The 17,937-nt window shown below is 29.6% G+C and carries 14 protein-coding genes and 6 pseudogenes; 12 read left to right on the forward strand and 8 right to left on the reverse strand.

Going from position 1 to position 17,937, the window contains the following annotated elements; genetic code table 11:
- Window positions 1-267: 267 nt before the first annotated feature.
- From DYE57_RS11125 to DYE57_RS11140, 5 genes and pseudogenes are all read left to right on the forward strand, one after another.
- Window positions 268-1,343 (forward strand): annotated as a pseudogene (locus tag DYE57_RS11125) (cation:dicarboxylate symporter family transporter); the annotation flags it as partial.
- Between the two features lie 300 nt (window positions 1,344-1,643).
- Complete coding sequence (locus tag DYE57_RS12530; protein WP_232619769.1) at window positions 1,644-1,802, forward strand: lactococcin 972 family bacteriocin; 159 nt, start codon at window positions 1,644-1,646, stop codon at window positions 1,800-1,802.
- Window positions 1,803-2,052: 250 nt separating this feature from the next.
- Window positions 2,053-2,757: a hypothetical protein gene (locus DYE57_RS12535; protein WP_232619751.1), complete on the forward strand. Its 705-nt coding sequence runs from the start codon at window positions 2,053-2,055 to the stop codon at window positions 2,755-2,757.
- A 274-nt stretch (window positions 2,758-3,031) separates the two neighbouring features.
- Window positions 3,032-3,451 carry a hypothetical protein gene (locus DYE57_RS12540; protein WP_126517395.1) on the forward strand — a complete coding sequence of 140 codons (420 nt, stop codon included), beginning with the start codon at window positions 3,032-3,034 and terminating at the stop codon, window positions 3,449-3,451.
- A 237-nt stretch (window positions 3,452-3,688) separates the two neighbouring features.
- A pseudogene (locus DYE57_RS11140) lies at window positions 3,689-4,195 on the forward strand (ABC transporter ATP-binding protein).
- Between the two features lie 256 nt (window positions 4,196-4,451).
- Here the strand turns inward: DYE57_RS11140 and DYE57_RS11145 are convergent.
- The gene (locus tag DYE57_RS11145) at window positions 4,452-5,207 is read right to left on the reverse strand and encodes an NADPH-dependent oxidoreductase (RefSeq protein ID WP_165417852.1); all 756 of its coding nucleotides are present in this window, start codon (window positions 5,205-5,207) and stop codon (window positions 4,452-4,454) included.
- A 156-nt stretch (window positions 5,208-5,363) separates the two neighbouring features.
- Between DYE57_RS11145 and DYE57_RS11150 the strand changes: the two are divergent.
- The 5 genes and pseudogenes from DYE57_RS11150 (at window position 5,364) to DYE57_RS12545 (ending at window position 10,051) form a co-directional block, all read left to right on the forward strand.
- Window positions 5,364-6,117: pseudogene (locus DYE57_RS11150) on the forward strand (2-keto-4-pentenoate hydratase).
- A gap of 440 nt (window positions 6,118-6,557) precedes the next feature.
- Entirely contained in the window at window positions 6,558-7,127 is a 570-nt protein-coding gene (gene ahpC, locus DYE57_RS11155) for an alkyl hydroperoxide reductase subunit C (protein WP_115314042.1), read from the forward strand.
- Between the two features lie 14 nt (window positions 7,128-7,141).
- Window positions 7,142-8,665, forward strand: a complete 1,524-nt coding sequence (gene ahpF / locus DYE57_RS11160) for an alkyl hydroperoxide reductase subunit F (RefSeq protein WP_115314043.1) — start codon at window positions 7,142-7,144, stop codon at window positions 8,663-8,665.
- 278 nt (window positions 8,666-8,943) lie between these two features.
- Complete coding sequence (locus DYE57_RS11165) at window positions 8,944-9,567, forward strand: NDxxF motif lipoprotein (protein ID WP_115314044.1); 624 nt, start codon at window positions 8,944-8,946, stop codon at window positions 9,565-9,567.
- Between the two features lie 89 nt (window positions 9,568-9,656).
- Window positions 9,657-10,051: pseudogene (locus DYE57_RS12545) on the forward strand (hypothetical protein).
- Between the two features lie 90 nt (window positions 10,052-10,141).
- Here the strand turns inward: DYE57_RS12545 and DYE57_RS11175 are convergent.
- The 3 genes and pseudogenes from DYE57_RS11175 to DYE57_RS11185 form a co-directional block, all read right to left on the reverse strand.
- Window positions 10,142-10,538 (reverse strand): annotated as a pseudogene (locus DYE57_RS11175) (histidine phosphatase family protein).
- A gap of 20 nt (window positions 10,539-10,558) precedes the next feature.
- Window positions 10,559-11,118 (reverse strand): annotated as a pseudogene (locus tag DYE57_RS11180) (LysE family translocator).
- Between the two features lie 330 nt (window positions 11,119-11,448).
- A complete protein-coding gene (locus tag DYE57_RS11185; protein WP_115314045.1) occupies window positions 11,449-11,703 on the reverse strand; it encodes a GlsB/YeaQ/YmgE family stress response membrane protein in 255 nt (84 codons plus the stop codon).
- A 229-nt stretch (window positions 11,704-11,932) separates the two neighbouring features.
- Here DYE57_RS11185 and DYE57_RS11190 point away from each other — a divergent pair, with 229 nt between their 5' ends.
- Together DYE57_RS11190 and DYE57_RS11195 are read left to right on the forward strand one after the other, a co-directional pair.
- Window positions 11,933-12,193 carry a hypothetical protein gene (locus DYE57_RS11190; protein WP_115314046.1) on the forward strand — a complete coding sequence of 87 codons (261 nt, stop codon included), beginning with the start codon at window positions 11,933-11,935 and terminating at the stop codon, window positions 12,191-12,193.
- Window positions 12,194-12,326: 133 nt separating this feature from the next.
- Window positions 12,327-12,584: an XRE family transcriptional regulator gene (locus tag DYE57_RS11195; protein WP_115314047.1), complete on the forward strand. Its 258-nt coding sequence runs from the start codon at window positions 12,327-12,329 to the stop codon at window positions 12,582-12,584.
- A gap of 162 nt (window positions 12,585-12,746) precedes the next feature.
- On the opposite strand, the gene DYE57_RS12550 is transcribed toward DYE57_RS11195, so the two are convergent.
- The 4 genes from DYE57_RS12550 to DYE57_RS11215 form a co-directional block, all read right to left on the reverse strand.
- Window positions 12,747-12,920, reverse strand: coding sequence for a hypothetical protein (locus tag DYE57_RS12550; protein WP_232619750.1), 174 nt, complete (start codon window positions 12,918-12,920; stop codon window positions 12,747-12,749).
- Window positions 12,921-13,480: 560 nt separating this feature from the next.
- Window positions 13,481-15,118 carry a putative polysaccharide biosynthesis protein gene (locus DYE57_RS11205; protein ID WP_115314048.1) on the reverse strand — a complete coding sequence of 546 codons (1,638 nt, stop codon included), beginning with the start codon at window positions 15,116-15,118 and terminating at the stop codon, window positions 13,481-13,483.
- Window positions 15,119-15,425: 307 nt separating this feature from the next.
- Complete coding sequence (locus DYE57_RS11210) at window positions 15,426-16,097, reverse strand: NYN domain-containing protein (protein ID WP_115314049.1); 672 nt, start codon at window positions 16,095-16,097, stop codon at window positions 15,426-15,428.
- Window positions 16,098-17,583: 1,486 nt separating this feature from the next.
- Window positions 17,584-17,931: an ArsR/SmtB family transcription factor gene (locus DYE57_RS11215; protein WP_002447711.1), complete on the reverse strand. Its 348-nt coding sequence runs from the start codon at window positions 17,929-17,931 to the stop codon at window positions 17,584-17,586.
- Window positions 17,932-17,937: the final 6 nt, after the last annotated feature.

Below are 17,937 nucleotides of genomic sequence, written 5' to 3' on the forward strand. Positions count from 1 at the left end.
AAGCTTCACTTGTATTATGCATACTACTTAACGATCGTTCTGTAGTATGCATTTTATTTTTAATAGGTAACATTAATGGCTCTGTTTTCAATTACACCCCTTTTATTCAAGCAATCATTAATCTCCTTTTTTAGCTTTTACCTCATCTAAAATATTAAATTGCTCACTTCAAAATTTAATTTAGTATTTTAAGAATGAAGTTCCTTTAAATATTTATGAATATTATCAAGATTATAACTAATATCAGATTACTTGAATTATATATTCATGTTCATTATCCTTATTATATATGTCAGAATACTAGTTAGCTTCATTATCATGTTAAACACAATGGCTAGAAAGCATGTTTCATTTCCTAAACGCGTATTTACAGCTTTAGGCATAGGCATTGCATTGGGTATTATTTTACATCTCATTTATGGAACTCAATCTAATGTACTCAAACAGTCTACAGATTGGTTTAGCATTGTCGGTGACGGTTACGCAGCTTTACTACAAATGATTGTAATGCCACTTATTTTCATTTCTATTGTCGCCACTTTTAGTAAAATTCAAATTGGGGAAAAATTTGCTAAAATCGTCTCCTTTATTTTTCATGTTTTTAATAGGTACCGTAGCGATTGCAGCTATAGTTGGTATCATTTATGCATTAATATTTGGTTTAGATGCTTCATCTATCGATCTCGGTAATGCCGAACATTCACGTGGAAGCGAAATTAGTAAACAAGCTAAAGATTTAACAGCCAATACACTACCTCAACAAATTCTAGTTACCAAGCAATCCATTTTTAGACTTTACAGGTCAACGTACAACTTCTACGATTGCTGTGGTAATATTTGCAACATTTGTAGGTTTTGCTTACTTTAGAGTTGCACGTAAACACCCAGAACACGGTAATTTATTAAAACGTGGTATCGAAGCTGTATACTCAATCGTAATGGCAATCGTAACTTTTGTTTTACGTTTAACCCCATATGGTATCTTAGCTATCATGGCTTCAACATTGGCGACAAGTGATTTTTCAACGATTTGGACACTTGGCAAATTTTTGATTGCTTCATATGCAGCACTTATCACAATGTATATAATACATTTAATTATTCTAAGTGTTTTAGGGATTAATCCATTTAAATACGTGAAAAAGACTCTAGAAATACTTATCTTTGCATTTACTTCACGTTCAAGTGCAGGTTCATTACCATTAAATGTTCAGACTCAAACACAACGTTTAGGTGTACCTGAAGGAATAGCAAACTTTTCTGCAACGTTCGGTTTATCAATTGGACAAAATGGCTGTGCCGGTATTTATCCCGCTATGTTAGCTACCATGGTCGCTCCAGTTCAGTTGCACATGTATATTAAAGTTGCATATTGCAATTGTACAAATAAATTTGAGGAGGTTATCATTCATGAAAACACAATTAATTCTTACTTCGGTACTTGTAACTGGGATAAGTGGGTTAGTAATAATTGGAGATGCAGATGCAAATACGCTTAATTCAAATAGTGGCTCTGAAACGTAGATAACTATCATGGTTTAAAATCATCAAAAACCTATGATTTTACTACTTCTTTACGAGCAATTCAAAAAGGAAGAAAATCAGGCGGTTACTGGATTAGAGGCACTACTAATAAGAGTGTAATATCAAAGTATAAACACTATACTCATCAGGGGCATGCTTCAGTTATAAATGGGAATGGTACACATAAAAGTGGTGAATGGAAAGCCAAAGGACATTGGTCAGATGCAGTTTTAAAAAGAACAAAGCATGGTAATGAAGCTTTTTATGATCACACATAACTCTATTCATAGATTAATAGTGGCACCTACCATTATAGGTGGATGTTTTATTTAATGAGAGGATTTTTTATGAAAAAAATCATTTTAAATTTATTGCTAGTATTCACAATATTTTTTAGTTTAGTAATTACAAACACAGTCAAAGAACTATCAGTTTACAACACAATAATAAATGGTCACGAGAAAATAATTTACAATGAGACGAGTGAGAAAAAGAAACATACAAATTTCCCCAACTGGGACATACTATATGACTGGTAAGACAGAAGATAAAGAAAGATTAGTTTCACTTATTAACCAACACGCAGGAGAAGTAGAAACGTCTAAAACTCTAAATATTTTATCTTATTTGTCACTTCTTTTTTTATTAGATCTTTTAACATTTATTGTTTATTGTCACTACGTTCAACGAAATAAAAGAGATTTAAAAATTTTATCTGACTTAGGTTACTCTAAAAGAAATTTATTCATGTTCATTATGAGGGAATTAAAAAATGTTATTAGTTCATACATTATATTTTCTATAATTTTCACTATACTTATATATTTAATTATTTATAAGGATAGTCACTTACTATATTTACTAATTATAATTACCTTAACGATGTTACTGAATATTATTCTGCTTATTACTATTACAATAATATCTCTAAATTGTTTTCAAAAAGGATTCTCTATCAATAAAAACAAAGTCAACATAAAATTAGTTTTGTATCTCTATATTTTACTAGCTATAATCATGTCATTATTTTTATATTCATCAATAAATAAAGTTATCAATAATACCCAAAAACTTCAGTCAAAGATATTTTCAATGAATAGTTGGGAAAATACAAAAAACGTATACCAACCTGAAGTACAAGATAATGGCGTAGTTCATAATAAATCATTGGAATTGGTACAAGATAAAAACTTGAAAAACTTTTTAAAAGCAAAGACAATTTTGGCTTCTTGATAGATACTGAAAATTTCGATGGAGAGGATGAAGGTGACCCATTATATGTTTTAAATGAAGATAAAATAATGAGATTGAACCTAATGGGAAATCAATTACAATCGATCAAAATTATTTAAAACGTCATCATATCGATACAGAAAATAGTCAAAATGTTTTAAAAAGCATTCATCATAACAACCATACGCGAAACATTCTTGTACCAAGTAAATTTAAACACTATGAAAAAGCAATCAAAAATAATTTCTTAGATGACTTTCAATTTAAACGCACTTTGAAAGATGATTATAGAAAAGTTAAAACACCTTTAAGTATAAATATTATCTATGTAAAAAATGATTCTAAATACCCTACTTATAATAAAGACATAGGAGGAAAAAATAATACTATTAATGCTCCTATTGCTATCGTCGAAACTGGTAATACTAGTATTAGAAATTATCAACATTATATGACTGAATGTTATTTCTTCGAAAGTAAGAAGCATAACCCTTATGAAAGTATTAAACCATTATTAAAAAAATATAATCTACTGGGTGACATTACTTCTATACAATCTATATATGACACTAAAGTCGATGACATCAGTAATTTAAAAACCGAAATAGTAAAATTTTTAACTCTAACGCTCAATACTTTTATGGTATTTATTACTTCAATGCTTACTGCTATACATCTTTATTTTACAAATTGAAAATATCTTATTTTTATTAAATATATTCTAGGATATAGCACTTGGAGAGCTCATAAATTTATATTTATAACACTACTCAATATTCTATTACTTATTATGTTAATAAAAAATCATTTCATTTTTGGAATTTTAATTTGTTGTTGTATATGTACCTTTGAAGCCATTTTACTTAGTATAGAATTTATGACTTTAAACAGAAAAAATAAGAACGAAATTTTGAAAGGGAAAGAGTAAACCATGATTGAATTAAAGAACATATCCAAAAAATTCAATAATAATTATATTTTAAAAAACATCAACCTTACTATTAACAAGAATGACTTTGTCATAATAAAAGGTAAAAGCGGACAAGGTAAATCAACACTCTTAAATATTATTAGTTTACTCTAGCCCCCAACAAGTGGTGAAATTACTTTTAAAAATCAATTTCCAAAGTCGCCATCTCTAATTAGAAAGTTTAAAAAAGAAGATATAGCGTACATTTATCAAAATTATGGTTTATTGGAAAATCATACAGTGCTATATAATCTTACCTTGCCTTTAAATGTATCTAAAAAAGATCAATCTAAAATCATAAAAGTAATTCAGTTTGTTGGATTAAAAAAAGAAATACTTAGTAGAACAGTCTTTACATGTAGCGGAGGAGAACAACAGCGTATCGCTATTGCTAGAGCAATTCTTAAACAACCAACTATAATATTTGCAGATGAACCTACAAGTAATTTAGATGAAAAAATGCTTTAGATATCATAAAAATTTTTAAATCTCTTAACCAAGAAGGCACAACAATTGTAATGGCAACTCATAATTCTAAGTTTTACAATATTGGTAGTACACTTTTCGATTTAGATAGTTTTTTCACTTAATTTTAGACAATCTTATCCATAGTTTTATAAATATTATTATTAATTGTTGATATACTTTTTGCATTTAAAATCTAAAAAAATAAATGGACACCTATACTTATGAAATAGTACTTGTGTCCTTTAGTATTGAATATCTATCGCTTAATTAATCCTGCTTTTCTTAATTCATCTAACATATCTAGGCGAGTTTTCCGTCCTAAAAATGTTTCAATTTGTCGAGACCATGTTTCAGAACGTTCTCCATTCGTACGTTCTGTATAATAATCGCTCACGACTGTATCATATTTTTCTAATTCTCGTCGTTGTTGATCATTACTAGCATCGTAATAGTTTTTATGGAATACATGCTCAAGTGGTAAGCGTGGTTTAGGAGAACCATTTTCTTCATCAGCAGGTACACCTACGGCCATACCAAATAGTGGAAATGTATACTCAGGTAAGTCTAAAATTTCACGCACACGCGCTACGTCATTACGTAATGAGCCCAAGTATACAATGCCGTAACCCATATCTTCCGCGACAACAGCCATGTTTTGAGCTACTAATGCAACATCAATTGTACCTACTAATAATCCTTCTGCAGAACCATAAGAGATTTCCATATTTGACTCAGCTTTCTCATCAACGAGTTTATGGCGATAATAATCTAAAACAAATACAAACAAATATCCATTCTCTAACACATACGGTTGTCCAGATACTTCTTTTAAATTTTCTTTAATTTTTGGATCTTCCACACCTATAATTGAATATGTTTGAAGATAGCTCGATGTTGAAGCACTTTGACCTGCTTCAACTAATTTTTTTACTGTTTCCTCACTTAGAGTATGCTTTTTAAATTTTCTTACTGAATGATGCTTTTTCATTAAATCATAAACGTAATCTGACACAATATTCACTCCCATTATATAAGTACTACACGCTTTTGTTTATATCTTTTAATATTTTATACCCTAAATGAAATATATTTAAATTTATTTGCACACTTTTTACCATAAAGTTATCATAATAGTAATAATTTTCATACATTTTAAAAGGGAGATTTGATGACTCAAGCTAACAACAAAGTAGCTCACGAATTATTTAATGCTTTTAGAAATAAAAAACCTATTGAATTTATAAGCAAGACTTATGATTTAAATGAAGATGAGGCCTATTTAACTCAAGATGAATGAATTAATCAATTAAAGTTTAAAGACCATTCAACAATAGCTGGTTATAAGGTAAGTATGACAAGTAAGACTACCCAATCCATTGCACAAACTGATGAACCTGCATACGGCACAATTTTATCCAATAAAATTATAAAGGGAAACAAAAATGTATCACTTTCTCAATTATTCACTCCATTACTAGAACCTGAAATCATATTTATTGTAAAAGAAGACTTACCTTATGACGCAGATTTGCAAACAATTATACTTAACACACAAATTGCTGCAGGTATAGGATGCAAGATATAAAAATTGGTTCTCTAATTTCACATTAGCAGACTTAATTGTTGATAATACAGGTACTGGAATAATTATTATTGTCAACGAAGGAGATCCGCTTGATATAAATACATTTGCAAATGTTCATTTAAATTTATATAAAGATGGAAATTTAATTGCTACAGGGCCGTCTTCTGAAGTATTAGGTAATCCTTCAAATTCACTGCAATGTTTGATTAAAAAGTTACATTCTCATAGCAAACGATTAAAGAAAGGAGATATTATATCTTCTGGAACATTTATTTCACCCTTAACATTAGATTATGGAACATATCGTGCTGAGTATAGCGGGTCGAGTTCACTGTAACTAAATAAATATATGGTTAATTTTATATATTGAGGTCATTATAATTTTAATATTATAAATGTATAAAACTCTCAGAGAAGAAATACAAGGATTATAAATGTTATGATGTTATTGTAGATGTAATAAAATTACACCTCATTATCAATAAGTTATTTTTAGTTGAGAATATTATGTTAAAAACCAATTATTTTAATATTAAATTTCAAACAGAATATGTAACTATCTCAACAGTTGTTTTGCGTATTAAAGCAATTTCTAAACGTTTTAAAACTCGCACAATTATGCATTTTATCATTTATTTTAGAAATTATTGAGTTTCACAAGTTGACTATTTAAAATCTAGATGTAATAATACTAATCAAGAGATTAGAATTATTATAAACAAGCAATTATTTTAAGTAATTCTAATTAATACTTAACTTTTCAGGAGGAATTTACCTATGTCTTTAATCAATAAAGAAATTTTACCTTTCACAGCACAAGCTTATGATCCAAAAAACGACAAATTTAAAGAAGTTTCACAAGAAGATTTCAAGGGTTCTTGGAGCGTAGTATGTTTCTATCCTGCTGACTTCTCATTCGTATGCCCTACAGAATTAGAAGATTTACAAAATCAATACGCTAAATTACAAGAATTAGGCGTTAATGTATTCTCAGTATCAACTGATACTCACTTTGTACACAAAGCTTGGCACGATCATTCTGATGCAATCAGTAAACTTGAATATAAAATGATTGGTGATCCATCGCAAACAATTACTCGTAATTTTGATGTATTAGATGAAGAAGCTGGTTTAGCACAACGTGGTACATTTATTATTGACCCTGACGGCGTTGTTCAAGCAGCTGAAATCAATGCTGACGGTATCGGCCGTGACGCAAGCACGTTAGTAAATAAAATTAAAGCCGCTCAATATGTTCGTCAACATCCAGGTGAAGTATGCCCAGCTAAATGGGAAGAAGGTTCAGAATCATTGCAACCCGGTTTAGACTTAGTGGGTAAAATCTAAGGAGGCATTAAAACATGCTTAATGCTGATTTAAAGCAACAATTGCAACAATTACTTGAGCTCATGGAAGGCGACGTTGAATTCGTCGCTAGCCTTGGCTCTGATGATAAATCTAATGAATTAAAAGAGTTACTCAATGAGATTGCTGATATGTCAGCACGTATCACAGTAACTGAAAAGTCTTTAAAACGTACACCTAGTTTTTCTGTTAACCGTCCTGGTGAAGAAACAGATATTACGTTTGCTGGTATCCCTTTAGGACATGAATTCAACTCACTTGTGTTAGCTATTCTGCAAGTAAGCGGACGTACGCCTAAAGAAAAACAATCAATTATCGATCAAATTAAAGGCCTCGAAGGTCCATTTCATTTCGAGACTTTTGTTAGTTTAACTTGTCAAAAATGTCCCGATGTAGTACAAGCGCTAAACTTCATGAGTGTTTTCAATCCTAATATTGCACATACAATGATTGATGGTGCTATTTTCCGTGAAGAATCAGAAAATATCATGGCAGTTCCAGCTGTATTCTTAGATGGACAAGAATTCGGCAATGGCCGTATGACAATCCAAGATATTCTAACAAAATTAGGAAGCACACAAGATGCTTCTGAGTTTTATGATAAAGATCCTTATGATGTATTAATTATCGGTGGTGGCCCGGCAAGTGGTAGTGCTGCAATCTATACTGCTCGTAAAGGGTTACGTACAGGTATCGTTGCCGACCGTATCGGTGGTCAAGTAAATGATACTGCTGGCATCGAGAACTTCATTACAATTAAAGAAACAACTGGCTCAGAGTTCTCTTCAAATCTTGCAGAACACATTGCACAATATGATATCGACACAATGACTGGCATTCGCGCTACAAACATTGAAAAAACAGATTCAGCTATTAAAGTTACTTTAGAGAATGATGCTGTTCTAAAAAGTAAAACTGTCATCATTTCTACAGGTGCAAGTTGGCGTAAACTAAATATACCAGGTGAAGATCGTTTAATTAATAAAGGTGTGGCGTTCTGCCCTCACTGTGATGGCCCTCTATTCGAAAACAAAGATGTAGCTGTTATTGGCGGTGGTAACTCTGGTGTCGAAGCTGCTATTGATTTAGCCGAAATTGTTAAACACGTAACATTATTTGAGTACGCTTCTGAACTGAAAGCGGATAATGTATTACAAAACCGTTTACGTTCATTATCTAACGTTGATATTAAAACAAGTGCTAAAACAACTGAAGTCATCGGTGACGATTATGTAACTGGTATTAGTTACGAAGATTTAAATACTGGTGAGTCGCAAGTTGTTAATTTAGATGGTATCTTTGTTCAAATTGGATTAATACCTAATACGTCTTGGTTACAAGATTTGATTGAGTTGAACGAACGTGGTGAAGTCGTGATTAATCGTGATAACGCTACAAACGTTCCAGGTATTTTTGCAGCTGGTGATGTAACTGATCAGAAAAATAAACAAATTATTATTTCTATGGGCGCTGGTGCTAACGCAGCCCTCAATGCATTCGACTATATTATTAGAAACTAATTCTAAATATTTATCTATTACCATTTACATCAATAGAGCCTTAGAAGTTTAAGGCTCTTTTTTTTATTAGACGTTCTTACTTTTAATTTTTTCTGACCTTCTTAGTGAATTCAATACCGATTTCATCTATATTCCCCGCCATAAAATAGTCAAAACTAAAGATGAACCTTGTTCTAAAACATTCAAAAATTTTTTGATAAATGATAATCTAATAGATGTATAAAAATGATAAACAATCTTACTTGATAATAGAGATCTAAAAGGAGTTACTTAAACCTATGAAAAAGAGAATCATTGCATGTTTGACGCTAACATTCTCATTAGTACTTACGGCTTGTTCTAATACTAGCGAAGACAATAATCAAGATAATCACAGTAGTGTGCTTGCACCTAAACATGCGAAAACGATTAAAGAAAAAGATATTTTCACTTCTAATAAAAAAGGTCAAAAGATTAATGAAGCTGAAATGAAAAAAGCTTTAAAACAATACTTACGAGTTAATAGTGACGTCTTAGATAATAAATACGTAATGCAACATAAGTTAGATAAGCAAAGTGATAGCAACCCTAAAATCACGAAATCTCAAGCCAATAAATTAAGTGAGTTATCTAACTTAGCTGTTAAAAATGACTTACATTTTAAAAAGTTTGTAAATAATAACAACATACCTAAAGAATACAAAAATCCTACACAACGTATTATAAAATACTTCCATGCTTTAAACAGTACGATTGCAAATGTAGATGAAGATATTGAAAAATTAAATTATCAACCTCAAAACTCTATTAACGTGGTAGATATACCAACTAAATATTCTGGTGACGTCAACAAAAAACAGCAGGATAAAATTACAAGCTTCCTTAAGAAAAAAGGAATAGATACAAAAGTATTTAATAAATAATTTTAATTATTCTAAGACAGCTATTTACGTCATTTTGACAGTTTATACTAATTGTTACTCAATAATAACAACTCGTTATTTATTTATATATTTTCTATTTTTTAAAATTCAAAACAGGGGAGAATAATGATGAAAAACGTCTAGCATTTATTACTTTAGCTATTTTATCAACAGTTGCGCTAATACTTGTCACAGCAAAATATCCAACAGGTCCACATACCATTACCTATGATAATCCCATTACAATAATAACAGCAATTAACTCAATCGTCCTCATGGCTTTACCTGCTCTTATATTAGGCATCTTTAATCATATCGTTTGCAGAGTGATATCAGCCATAATGCAAATGAGTGCAATTATGTTATGGGTTATCTTTGCAATCGTTACATTATAATAGGAGACATACCTATTACATTAATGGCTCTATTAACCTCAATCCTAATCTGCATTAGTATAATCTTCACACTTGCAGTAAATCGTTAAACCTCTTAAAATCTTTATTAAAAAGTAAATTAACTATTATAAAAAGTGAGACGCAGAAAAGCAACATATACCTTTTACATCTCACTATTACTATTTTTCAATTAAATAAGGTTGGCAATTGATGATGTCAGTATTTATTGCTTCCTCTTTATTTACCTTTCCAAAATAAACGAGTAAACATCTTGATAACTTTCACCTTTAGGTGGCTCTATGTAAAACTATGTCTAAAATTTTTTTCATATCGTATGTCATGACTTATTTCTTGTTTACTCTTACCTTCAAAGACTCCTAAAGAACGTTCTCTTAATTTTCTTGAATAAGTAGTGGGTATGTCATAAGGGAAGATTCCATTATAAGTATGTTTGGTTCTTAGTTAATCATATACATATACATGCTGGACGTCTAATTGTCCACAAAAATATGGATGACCATGTGCGTTATCATAATTAGATTGCGATTCCCCATGCCTAACCAAATAAATTTTCACTTGATATCACCTTTTTTATATCAACTACTTTTACTAAGTAATAAATTAATTGATAAGCCAATTAATACGAATCCTACAATATAACCAAATACTGCTTTAAACTTAGGCTTACTAAACAATAATTTAATATATTGAAAAATAAATACACAGAATAGGGACCATAAGCTTGTTACAGCAACTACTGAAAATGCGAAGAGTGCAACTTTAGATTTCAATATGAATACCTCCGTTTGAAAGAAATTGAGGAAATATGCTGACATAAAATAACAATGCTTTAGGATTAAGACTCGTCCTTAGAAATCCTTGCCTATAAGACGTTAAATAGCTTAGCTAATGCTTTCACTATGTGCACTAATTATACTTTTTACACCTAAATAAATAAGGTAACATGCACCGAGAATCTTAATTGTTAAAAAATAAAATGTAAACTTGTAAGTATGTACATAATTCCAAATATAGCTAACGAAGAATATAAAATATGACCCGTAGTGATACCAAATGCAGCCATAAATCCATTCATCTTACTAGAATTAATCGTATTTTTCATTACAATGATAAAATCTGGACCTGGAACAATAATAAACCTTCCATTCGAAACCTCCTAGATGTCGTAATATAAATCATTATTACATACTCAACACTAGGATTTAAACCTTCCCGCAGGCTTCCCTCTAAAGTAATAATATTGGAAATTTTAAAAATCAAAACCTTAAATGTTGTCAGATAAATGACAATCATGATACTATAAAGATATAGTTAAAAATTAACTACAAAGTCTTTTATATTCATGAACATAATACTCCTGGATGACGTAACCTAGCGTCATCCTCTTTTTTGTGCTAAAACTGCTATTTAAAGAGAAAAAATGGCCTTTATGAAAAATAAAGACCATTCTTAAAAATTGTGCATGTTATTTTTTTCTTAATGCTTTTAAAATTAATGAAACAATGAAAATTAAAACAATTGAGCCGATTAATGCTGGGAAAATATGAATTTTACCTAATTGTGGACCCCAATGACCAAAAATCAAAGTACCAACCCATGATCCAATAATACCAGCAATAATATTACCTAAAATTCCACCTGGAATATCTTTACCTAAAATTAAACCAGCGATCCAACCAATGATACCGCCGACAATAATCATACCTATTAATCCAAACATAATGATTATCTCCTTTACTTATTAGTATTTATTCATTATTACTTGATACCCCTTGTGAAAATCATTAAACCATTTTTATGGAAATTTTATTTTAATACCAAAAATAAATTTATTTTTATCTTCTTAAAATTTATCATTATTACCTCTAATTCAATTATGTTAAACTATTTTTATTGTGTGTTAGAAAATCACTTTTCACATAAAATATTAATAAAAGTAGGCAATTTTTATGAATCAGAAAAATAAATATAGAGTTATAAATCAAATCGTTCAGATTATAGTTTTTCTCTCATTACTTGCAATAATTACAATTATTGCATTGAATTTCTCTGTTAATGGACATTTACATGGTCAATTTGAGATTGGTTTTAATATACAAAGCATTCAAGTATATGTGTTCACTACACTCATTATCATTATAATTATTTGTGCTATCCTATCATATATTTTAGAAAAGCTAGATTCTAAAAATAAAAAATTTAATCACTAATTGGCATTAATTTTTAAAATAATGACACATATCAGCTTCATAACTCATTAAAATTGTTATATTATAATAATAGGGTACAATGACATCTATAAAGCACCTAAGATTATTCCATCAAGAATAGAAGATGTAGTGAGTGAATTTACATATTCTATATAACTTGAGAACTAAAGAACATTTAGAAATCGAAGAATTAGCACGGCAATTAAATGCTAAATATGGTACACATTACGAGGCGCATCAGATATGGAAGTGGGAAAATCATTATCACGAACCTATATTTAATGATGCAATGCATTTAGCAGACTTTTTCAATGCTCCATACCAGATGTTTTTAGAAAGTAAAGTGAAAGAGCATCAAAAGCATTTAGATGAAGTAGATATACGAATGTAACACCTGTGAGACAAGATGAAAAGCTAAGATAGTACGTTTCTGTTAAGTAAATATGAAACGTATTACCTTAGCTTTTTATAATACATTATCGTTTTTATTTTATTGATATCTATGATAATCATATCACTCTATAAAACAACTACAACTTTAATCAACAATAACTTAATTTAAATCCACTATCGTTAGTTCCGATATTGGATAATCTTTTTCTCCTAGCTTTTTACCGTTTTTCGTGTATTTAGCTTGGAATACTATTTTTTGTGCATTTCTTAGGCGATAAATCATCATTCCTTTTTTATATTCACCTTTATTTATCTTCTCATTATTTTGCATCATCCACGTTCTATATCGTTTAAAATGTTTAATATTTTCTCTTTGAATTAACGTCTTTTTATTTTGACAATTTCATTTCCTAAAACTAGTTTATCTTCCTTTAATTGAATAACATCTTCATTTGATTTATAACTTTTACTTTGATTATCGTTTTTAAGATTATCACATGAAACTAAAAATAAAAACACTATTAAAATAGAGGTTAAAAATTTTTTCAATGCACTCACTTATAATAAAAATCATATAATAATATTATTATATTTTAATTATAGATACACAAGCTTTTATGTAAAATATTTCACTTTATTTACCTTTCTTCTAATTTTCAAAACACAAAAATAACCCCGTAAGCCTATACTTACGGGGTTTAACAATAAGTTATATACTATTGTTCTTCTTTTATATAGGTGAATTTTATATCATTTCATTCACTATCAAAATACCTTTATATCAATGATTATAGGCGTATGTTTCCAACAAACATATTCATACGCTTGCCCTTATCATCAAAATTATGCCCTTTTTTTGCCCTTAAAAGTTATCTTCTATTCGTTTAACTAATCTCATTTTTCAATACCTAACCTAAATCTAATTTTATTTGGTATATCTCCTAAAAATTGATCTGCCAATCTTGCCCTCATAGTCATACTACCGTAGACCAAAATACCTACACCTATACTAATTACAAGAATAGTCAGCGAACCAATTTTTGATTCTGTTGAAATGAATAATTGCAAAATAAAAAATGTTAATTCTACTGCAATCATCATGATAAAACCATACATAAATATTTTTCCGAAATGTAACCAAGTTTCGAAAAAATTAAATTTCGCATATTTTTTAAGTATATAAAAATTACATATTACTGCAAATAATAATGCTATTGCTGTACTTAAAATTGCTCCAGTTGAGTGGAAAGTTACAATTAAAGGAGTATTCAGTATTATTTTTATCACTACAGACGCTAAAATTACAAAAACAGTTAATTTTTGTTTATCAATCCCTTGTAACATTGAAGCTGTAACACTTAGTAAAGCGATTAATATTGCTACTGGTGCATAATAAAACAACATATGACTACCAACAATACTAGGTTTATAGAAAACAGTATATAAAGGTAATGCAAGTGCCATTATACCTAAACTTGCTGGAACTGTTATGTACATTAAAACACCCAAAGATGTACGTATTTGTCTGTGCATTTCATTTAGTTTACCCGATGCATAAGATTTAGTAATAAATGGAATTAAACTTACTGCAAAACCTGCTGATAATGATGTAGGTATCATCACAATTTTATTTGTTGTCATATTCAAAATTGTAAATAAACCATCATGTAAATTTCTTGGTACTCCTGCAATACTTAACGCTTTGTTATGTGTAAATTGATCCACTAAATTAAACAAAGGAAAATTCAAACTTACTATAACAAACGGAATACTATAGGAAATAATTTCTTTATACATTTTTCCATAAGAAACATTAATTTCTGTATAATCCTTTACAACCATACTTTCAATATTAGGTTTTCTCTTACGCCAGTAATACCATAATACGAAAATAGCTGCAATCGCACCAATAGCAGCGGCAAAAGTAGCTATACCATTTGCTGCAAGCATACTCCCATTAAATACATTAAGTACTAAATAACTACCAATTAAAATAAATAAAATACGTGCAACTTGTTCAATAACTTCTGAAACAGCCGTAGGCCCCATTGATTTATAACCTTGAAACACTCCACGCCATGTAGCTAATATAGGAATAAAAATCACAACAACACTAATAATTCTTATAATCCAAGTAATCTCTTCTACAGACCAACCATCATGCATATCACCTTTATTAGCTAAAGTAATTGAAGCTATGCTCGGTGCTACTAAATAAAGGATTACAAAGCCAATAAAACCCGTTACGGTCATAACAATAAAACTGGATTTATATAACTTTTGACTTATTCTGTATGCACCTAATGCATTATATTTAGAAACATATTTTGAAGCTGCTAACGGCACGCCTGCAGTTGCAATTGCAATCGCAATATTATAGGGTGTATAGGCATAGTTGAAAGGTGCCAAGTTTTTTTCTCCACCAATAATTGCATAGAATGGAATAATATAAATTACACCCAATATTTTAGTAATTAATATACTAAACGTGATTAAGAAAGTACCTCTTATCAATTCTTTACTTTCACTCACACAAATCTTCCTATCTTAAAATTAATTGTATCTTTATAATCTTAATAGTAACGTTGTAACTACTTTTTTTCAAAATTATGCTACTATAAAAAATATTGACTCTTCACAAGTGTTAATCTTCTTAAAATCTGATTGATTCTAAGATATTGAGTAACAAACATTCATTTATATCAACGATAGTGTTCTAACTTTTTCACACAAAAAAGCTTAGTATCTAGATAAGTGTTCGTGTATGTAAATAAAAAAATAACCGTATCAATTAAGATACGGTTAAAGTTAAAAAGATTTATATTTAGCTAGTATTAATCTAATTAATTTTATACTTATCGTCACAAGTACGTCTACCATCTATATGCAGCGAAAGGCTATCTCTAATATCAGAACCTAAAGAATCTAACACAAAATCAATCCCTTCTGTTCTTGCTAATTTAGCAGCAGGCACAAAATCACTATCCCCAGCTATTAAAACAATTTTATCTACTTGATGTTTAAATGCTAATGAAGCAATGTCTAAACCTATTTTCATATCAACACCTTTTTGTTTCAATGATAAGGTGAAGTCTTTTTCTTCCAAATCGTTTAGCTCAATACTTCCATTCAGTAATTTTTTTGTACTAGAGTATTTTAGATTATATTCAACTGAAGATTCACTTAATTCCCCTAATCTTAATGCAACTTTTCTCTTTTTACTTATTTCTTTGAAAAAATCTTCTGTCCATTTTTTAGTATCACTTTGAGCAAAATTTATATTTCTTTTCAATAAAGGGTGATAAACTTGTTTATCAATTGGAGGACAATCATAGTAAAAAATTCTATATAATTTATTATGTATTTCTTCTTTAAAATGTTTATCCTTTAAGTGTCTATTACAATATCTATATAATTCATCAGCTCTTTCTTTCGCCGTAACCTTACCATAAACTTTTGCACTTCTTTTTCTATAATACCCACCATCTACTAAAATAGCTACTTTTTCCATTTCATCACTCCTTTATATGACAAAAAACCCATGATTTCGAAAGCCCCATATGGTGGGGTTCCTACTCTCATGGGTGGATTTACTAAGATATCTATAACTAGATATTATCACTATTAAACTAATTTTTCAATAATTTTCTCCATTTCAAAAATAATATTCTTTATTCCTCAAATCTACCTAATATCATCAATATGAAACTCTGAATTTGGATATTATTTATTTAGGCTTTCTAAATCTCTCTCATTCTTTTCATCATCTTTATCAACAAAATATTGGCGTTGGTACATTCACTTATCTAACATTACAAATTACAATACATGGTTGAATATTTTGTTCGTTTCTTAGATCAGGTTACTTAAGACATCGTGTTCCCCTACTCACTTTACGGAATTACTCATGTAGCTGCCGTCACAAATTGTTACATAAGCTCATGCACTAAAGTGGTGCGTCAGCTTACACGCTAAAATACTGTATGAGATGTATACAAATTTGTATATATCACTGTCCATATTTGGACTGTGAAACTCACTGCGCAAATCTGCGCCACGAGATCATACATCATAAATATATTTCGACTATAAGCTGCGTACTCATTGTAGGTACATAGCTTTCATTCCTCAGATTTGGGGAGTGATAATATCCCACATATTAAAATTTTCATTTTAAGCTGCGTAGCCAAATTGACTACGCACATCTATAAGTTAGATAACCGATATTTCGGTTTTCCAAAGTAACGTTTTAGTAGTTTGGATATAAGAGAACTCATATTTGAGTTTTCTAGCTATATATATTCAGACAAGCCACATTTGGCTTGTCAGAACTTATAGAACGGATATAGTCGTTTTCTGATTTACCGTTGTGATATATCTACTAGTGCCGACATTTCGGCTGTATTCAGCTTAATTTTAGAGAACGAATATTTTCGTTTTCTAATGCACTGACTTAGTGCGTCAGCATTTGTATTATTAATTAATACGCTCATTTGAGCTGAGTAAATATATAGAGCTATTCAGTTCTATTATTGAACCCACATTGGGGCTGTGTATAAATCAATATCCCCAAATTTGAGGATATTAAGCTAAGTAGATAATACGTCCACTTACGGACACATTTAACGAAACCACATTGGGTTCGGTTATACACAAAAAGGTACCCCTAATTTGGAGCACCCTTTATTCTAATATCAAACCACTTACCTATTTTAAGGTACTGGTTACAAACCTACTTTTAAATCTGTTTGTAACTTTATGAAATGTACAGTTTTGACAAGTTAAAAAGACTACATCTAACGGATACAGTCATTTAAAGGATACTCAATTTTGAGTAGTACATTTCAGTAGATACGTTCATTATCTTTAAGAAAACTATAATTGTAAATGTTAAACATCTACTTTTGTGTTTATAAATCACACTTACATTTATTTTTTTATTTTAGTATTATTTCTGTATAATATCAAAGCAAGAGGAAACTCGTTTTCAACTCGCTTCAAAAACCCTCCTGATTTTTAGAGAAAAATTCTCTTATTTCATCGTCTTTAATAAAATAATATGCCATCTTTCCCTCTTTATAAAAATCAAGTACCTCATTTTTATATAAAAGTCTTAAATGATGTGAAGTTGAAGCAACACTCATTTTCAATATCAAAGAAATATCACAAACACACAACTCATCTTCTTTAATCAAAGATAATATAATTTTCAATTTCTTCTCATCACAAATTTTTTCTAAAATGTTAAGTAATTTCTTAGATTTATCATCTTCTAAAAAACTTAAAGCATTGTTAACTTTATCCTCATGTACACAGATCACATCACAAGCATTTTCATAACTCATATGAAA

Source organism: Staphylococcus saccharolyticus (assembly GCF_900458815.1).
Lineage (GTDB): Bacteria > Bacillota > Bacilli > Staphylococcales > Staphylococcaceae > Staphylococcus > Staphylococcus saccharolyticus.

Bases quoted from the DNA above. Each gene is read 5' to 3' on its own strand.
- DYE57_RS12535 (WP_232619751.1), top strand. From the start codon at position 2,053: ATGACTGGTAAGACAGAAGATAAAGAAAGATTAGTTTCACTTATTAAC.
- ahpC (WP_115314042.1), top strand. From the start codon at position 6,558: ATGTCTTTAATCAATAAAGAAATTTTACCTTTCACAGCACAAGCTTAT.
- ahpF (WP_115314043.1), top strand. From the start codon at position 7,142: ATGCTTAATGCTGATTTAAAGCAACAATTGCAACAATTACTTGAGCTC.
- DYE57_RS11165 (WP_115314044.1), top strand. From the start codon at position 8,944: ATGAAAAAGAGAATCATTGCATGTTTGACGCTAACATTCTCATTAGTA.
- DYE57_RS11185 (WP_115314045.1), bottom strand. From the start codon at position 11,703: ATGTTTGGATTAATAGGTATGATTATTGTCGGCGGTATCATTGGTTGG.
- DYE57_RS11190 (WP_115314046.1), top strand. From the start codon at position 11,933: ATGAATCAGAAAAATAAATATAGAGTTATAAATCAAATCGTTCAGATT.
- DYE57_RS12550 (WP_232619750.1), bottom strand. From the start codon at position 12,920: ATGATGCAAAATAATGAGAAGATAAATAAAGGTGAATATAAAAAAGGA.
- DYE57_RS11210 (WP_115314049.1), bottom strand. From the start codon at position 16,097: ATGGAAAAAGTAGCTATTTTAGTAGATGGTGGGTATTATAGAAAAAGA.
- DYE57_RS11215 (WP_002447711.1), bottom strand. From the start codon at position 17,931: ATGAGTTATGAAAATGCTTGTGATGTGATCTGTGTACATGAGGATAAA.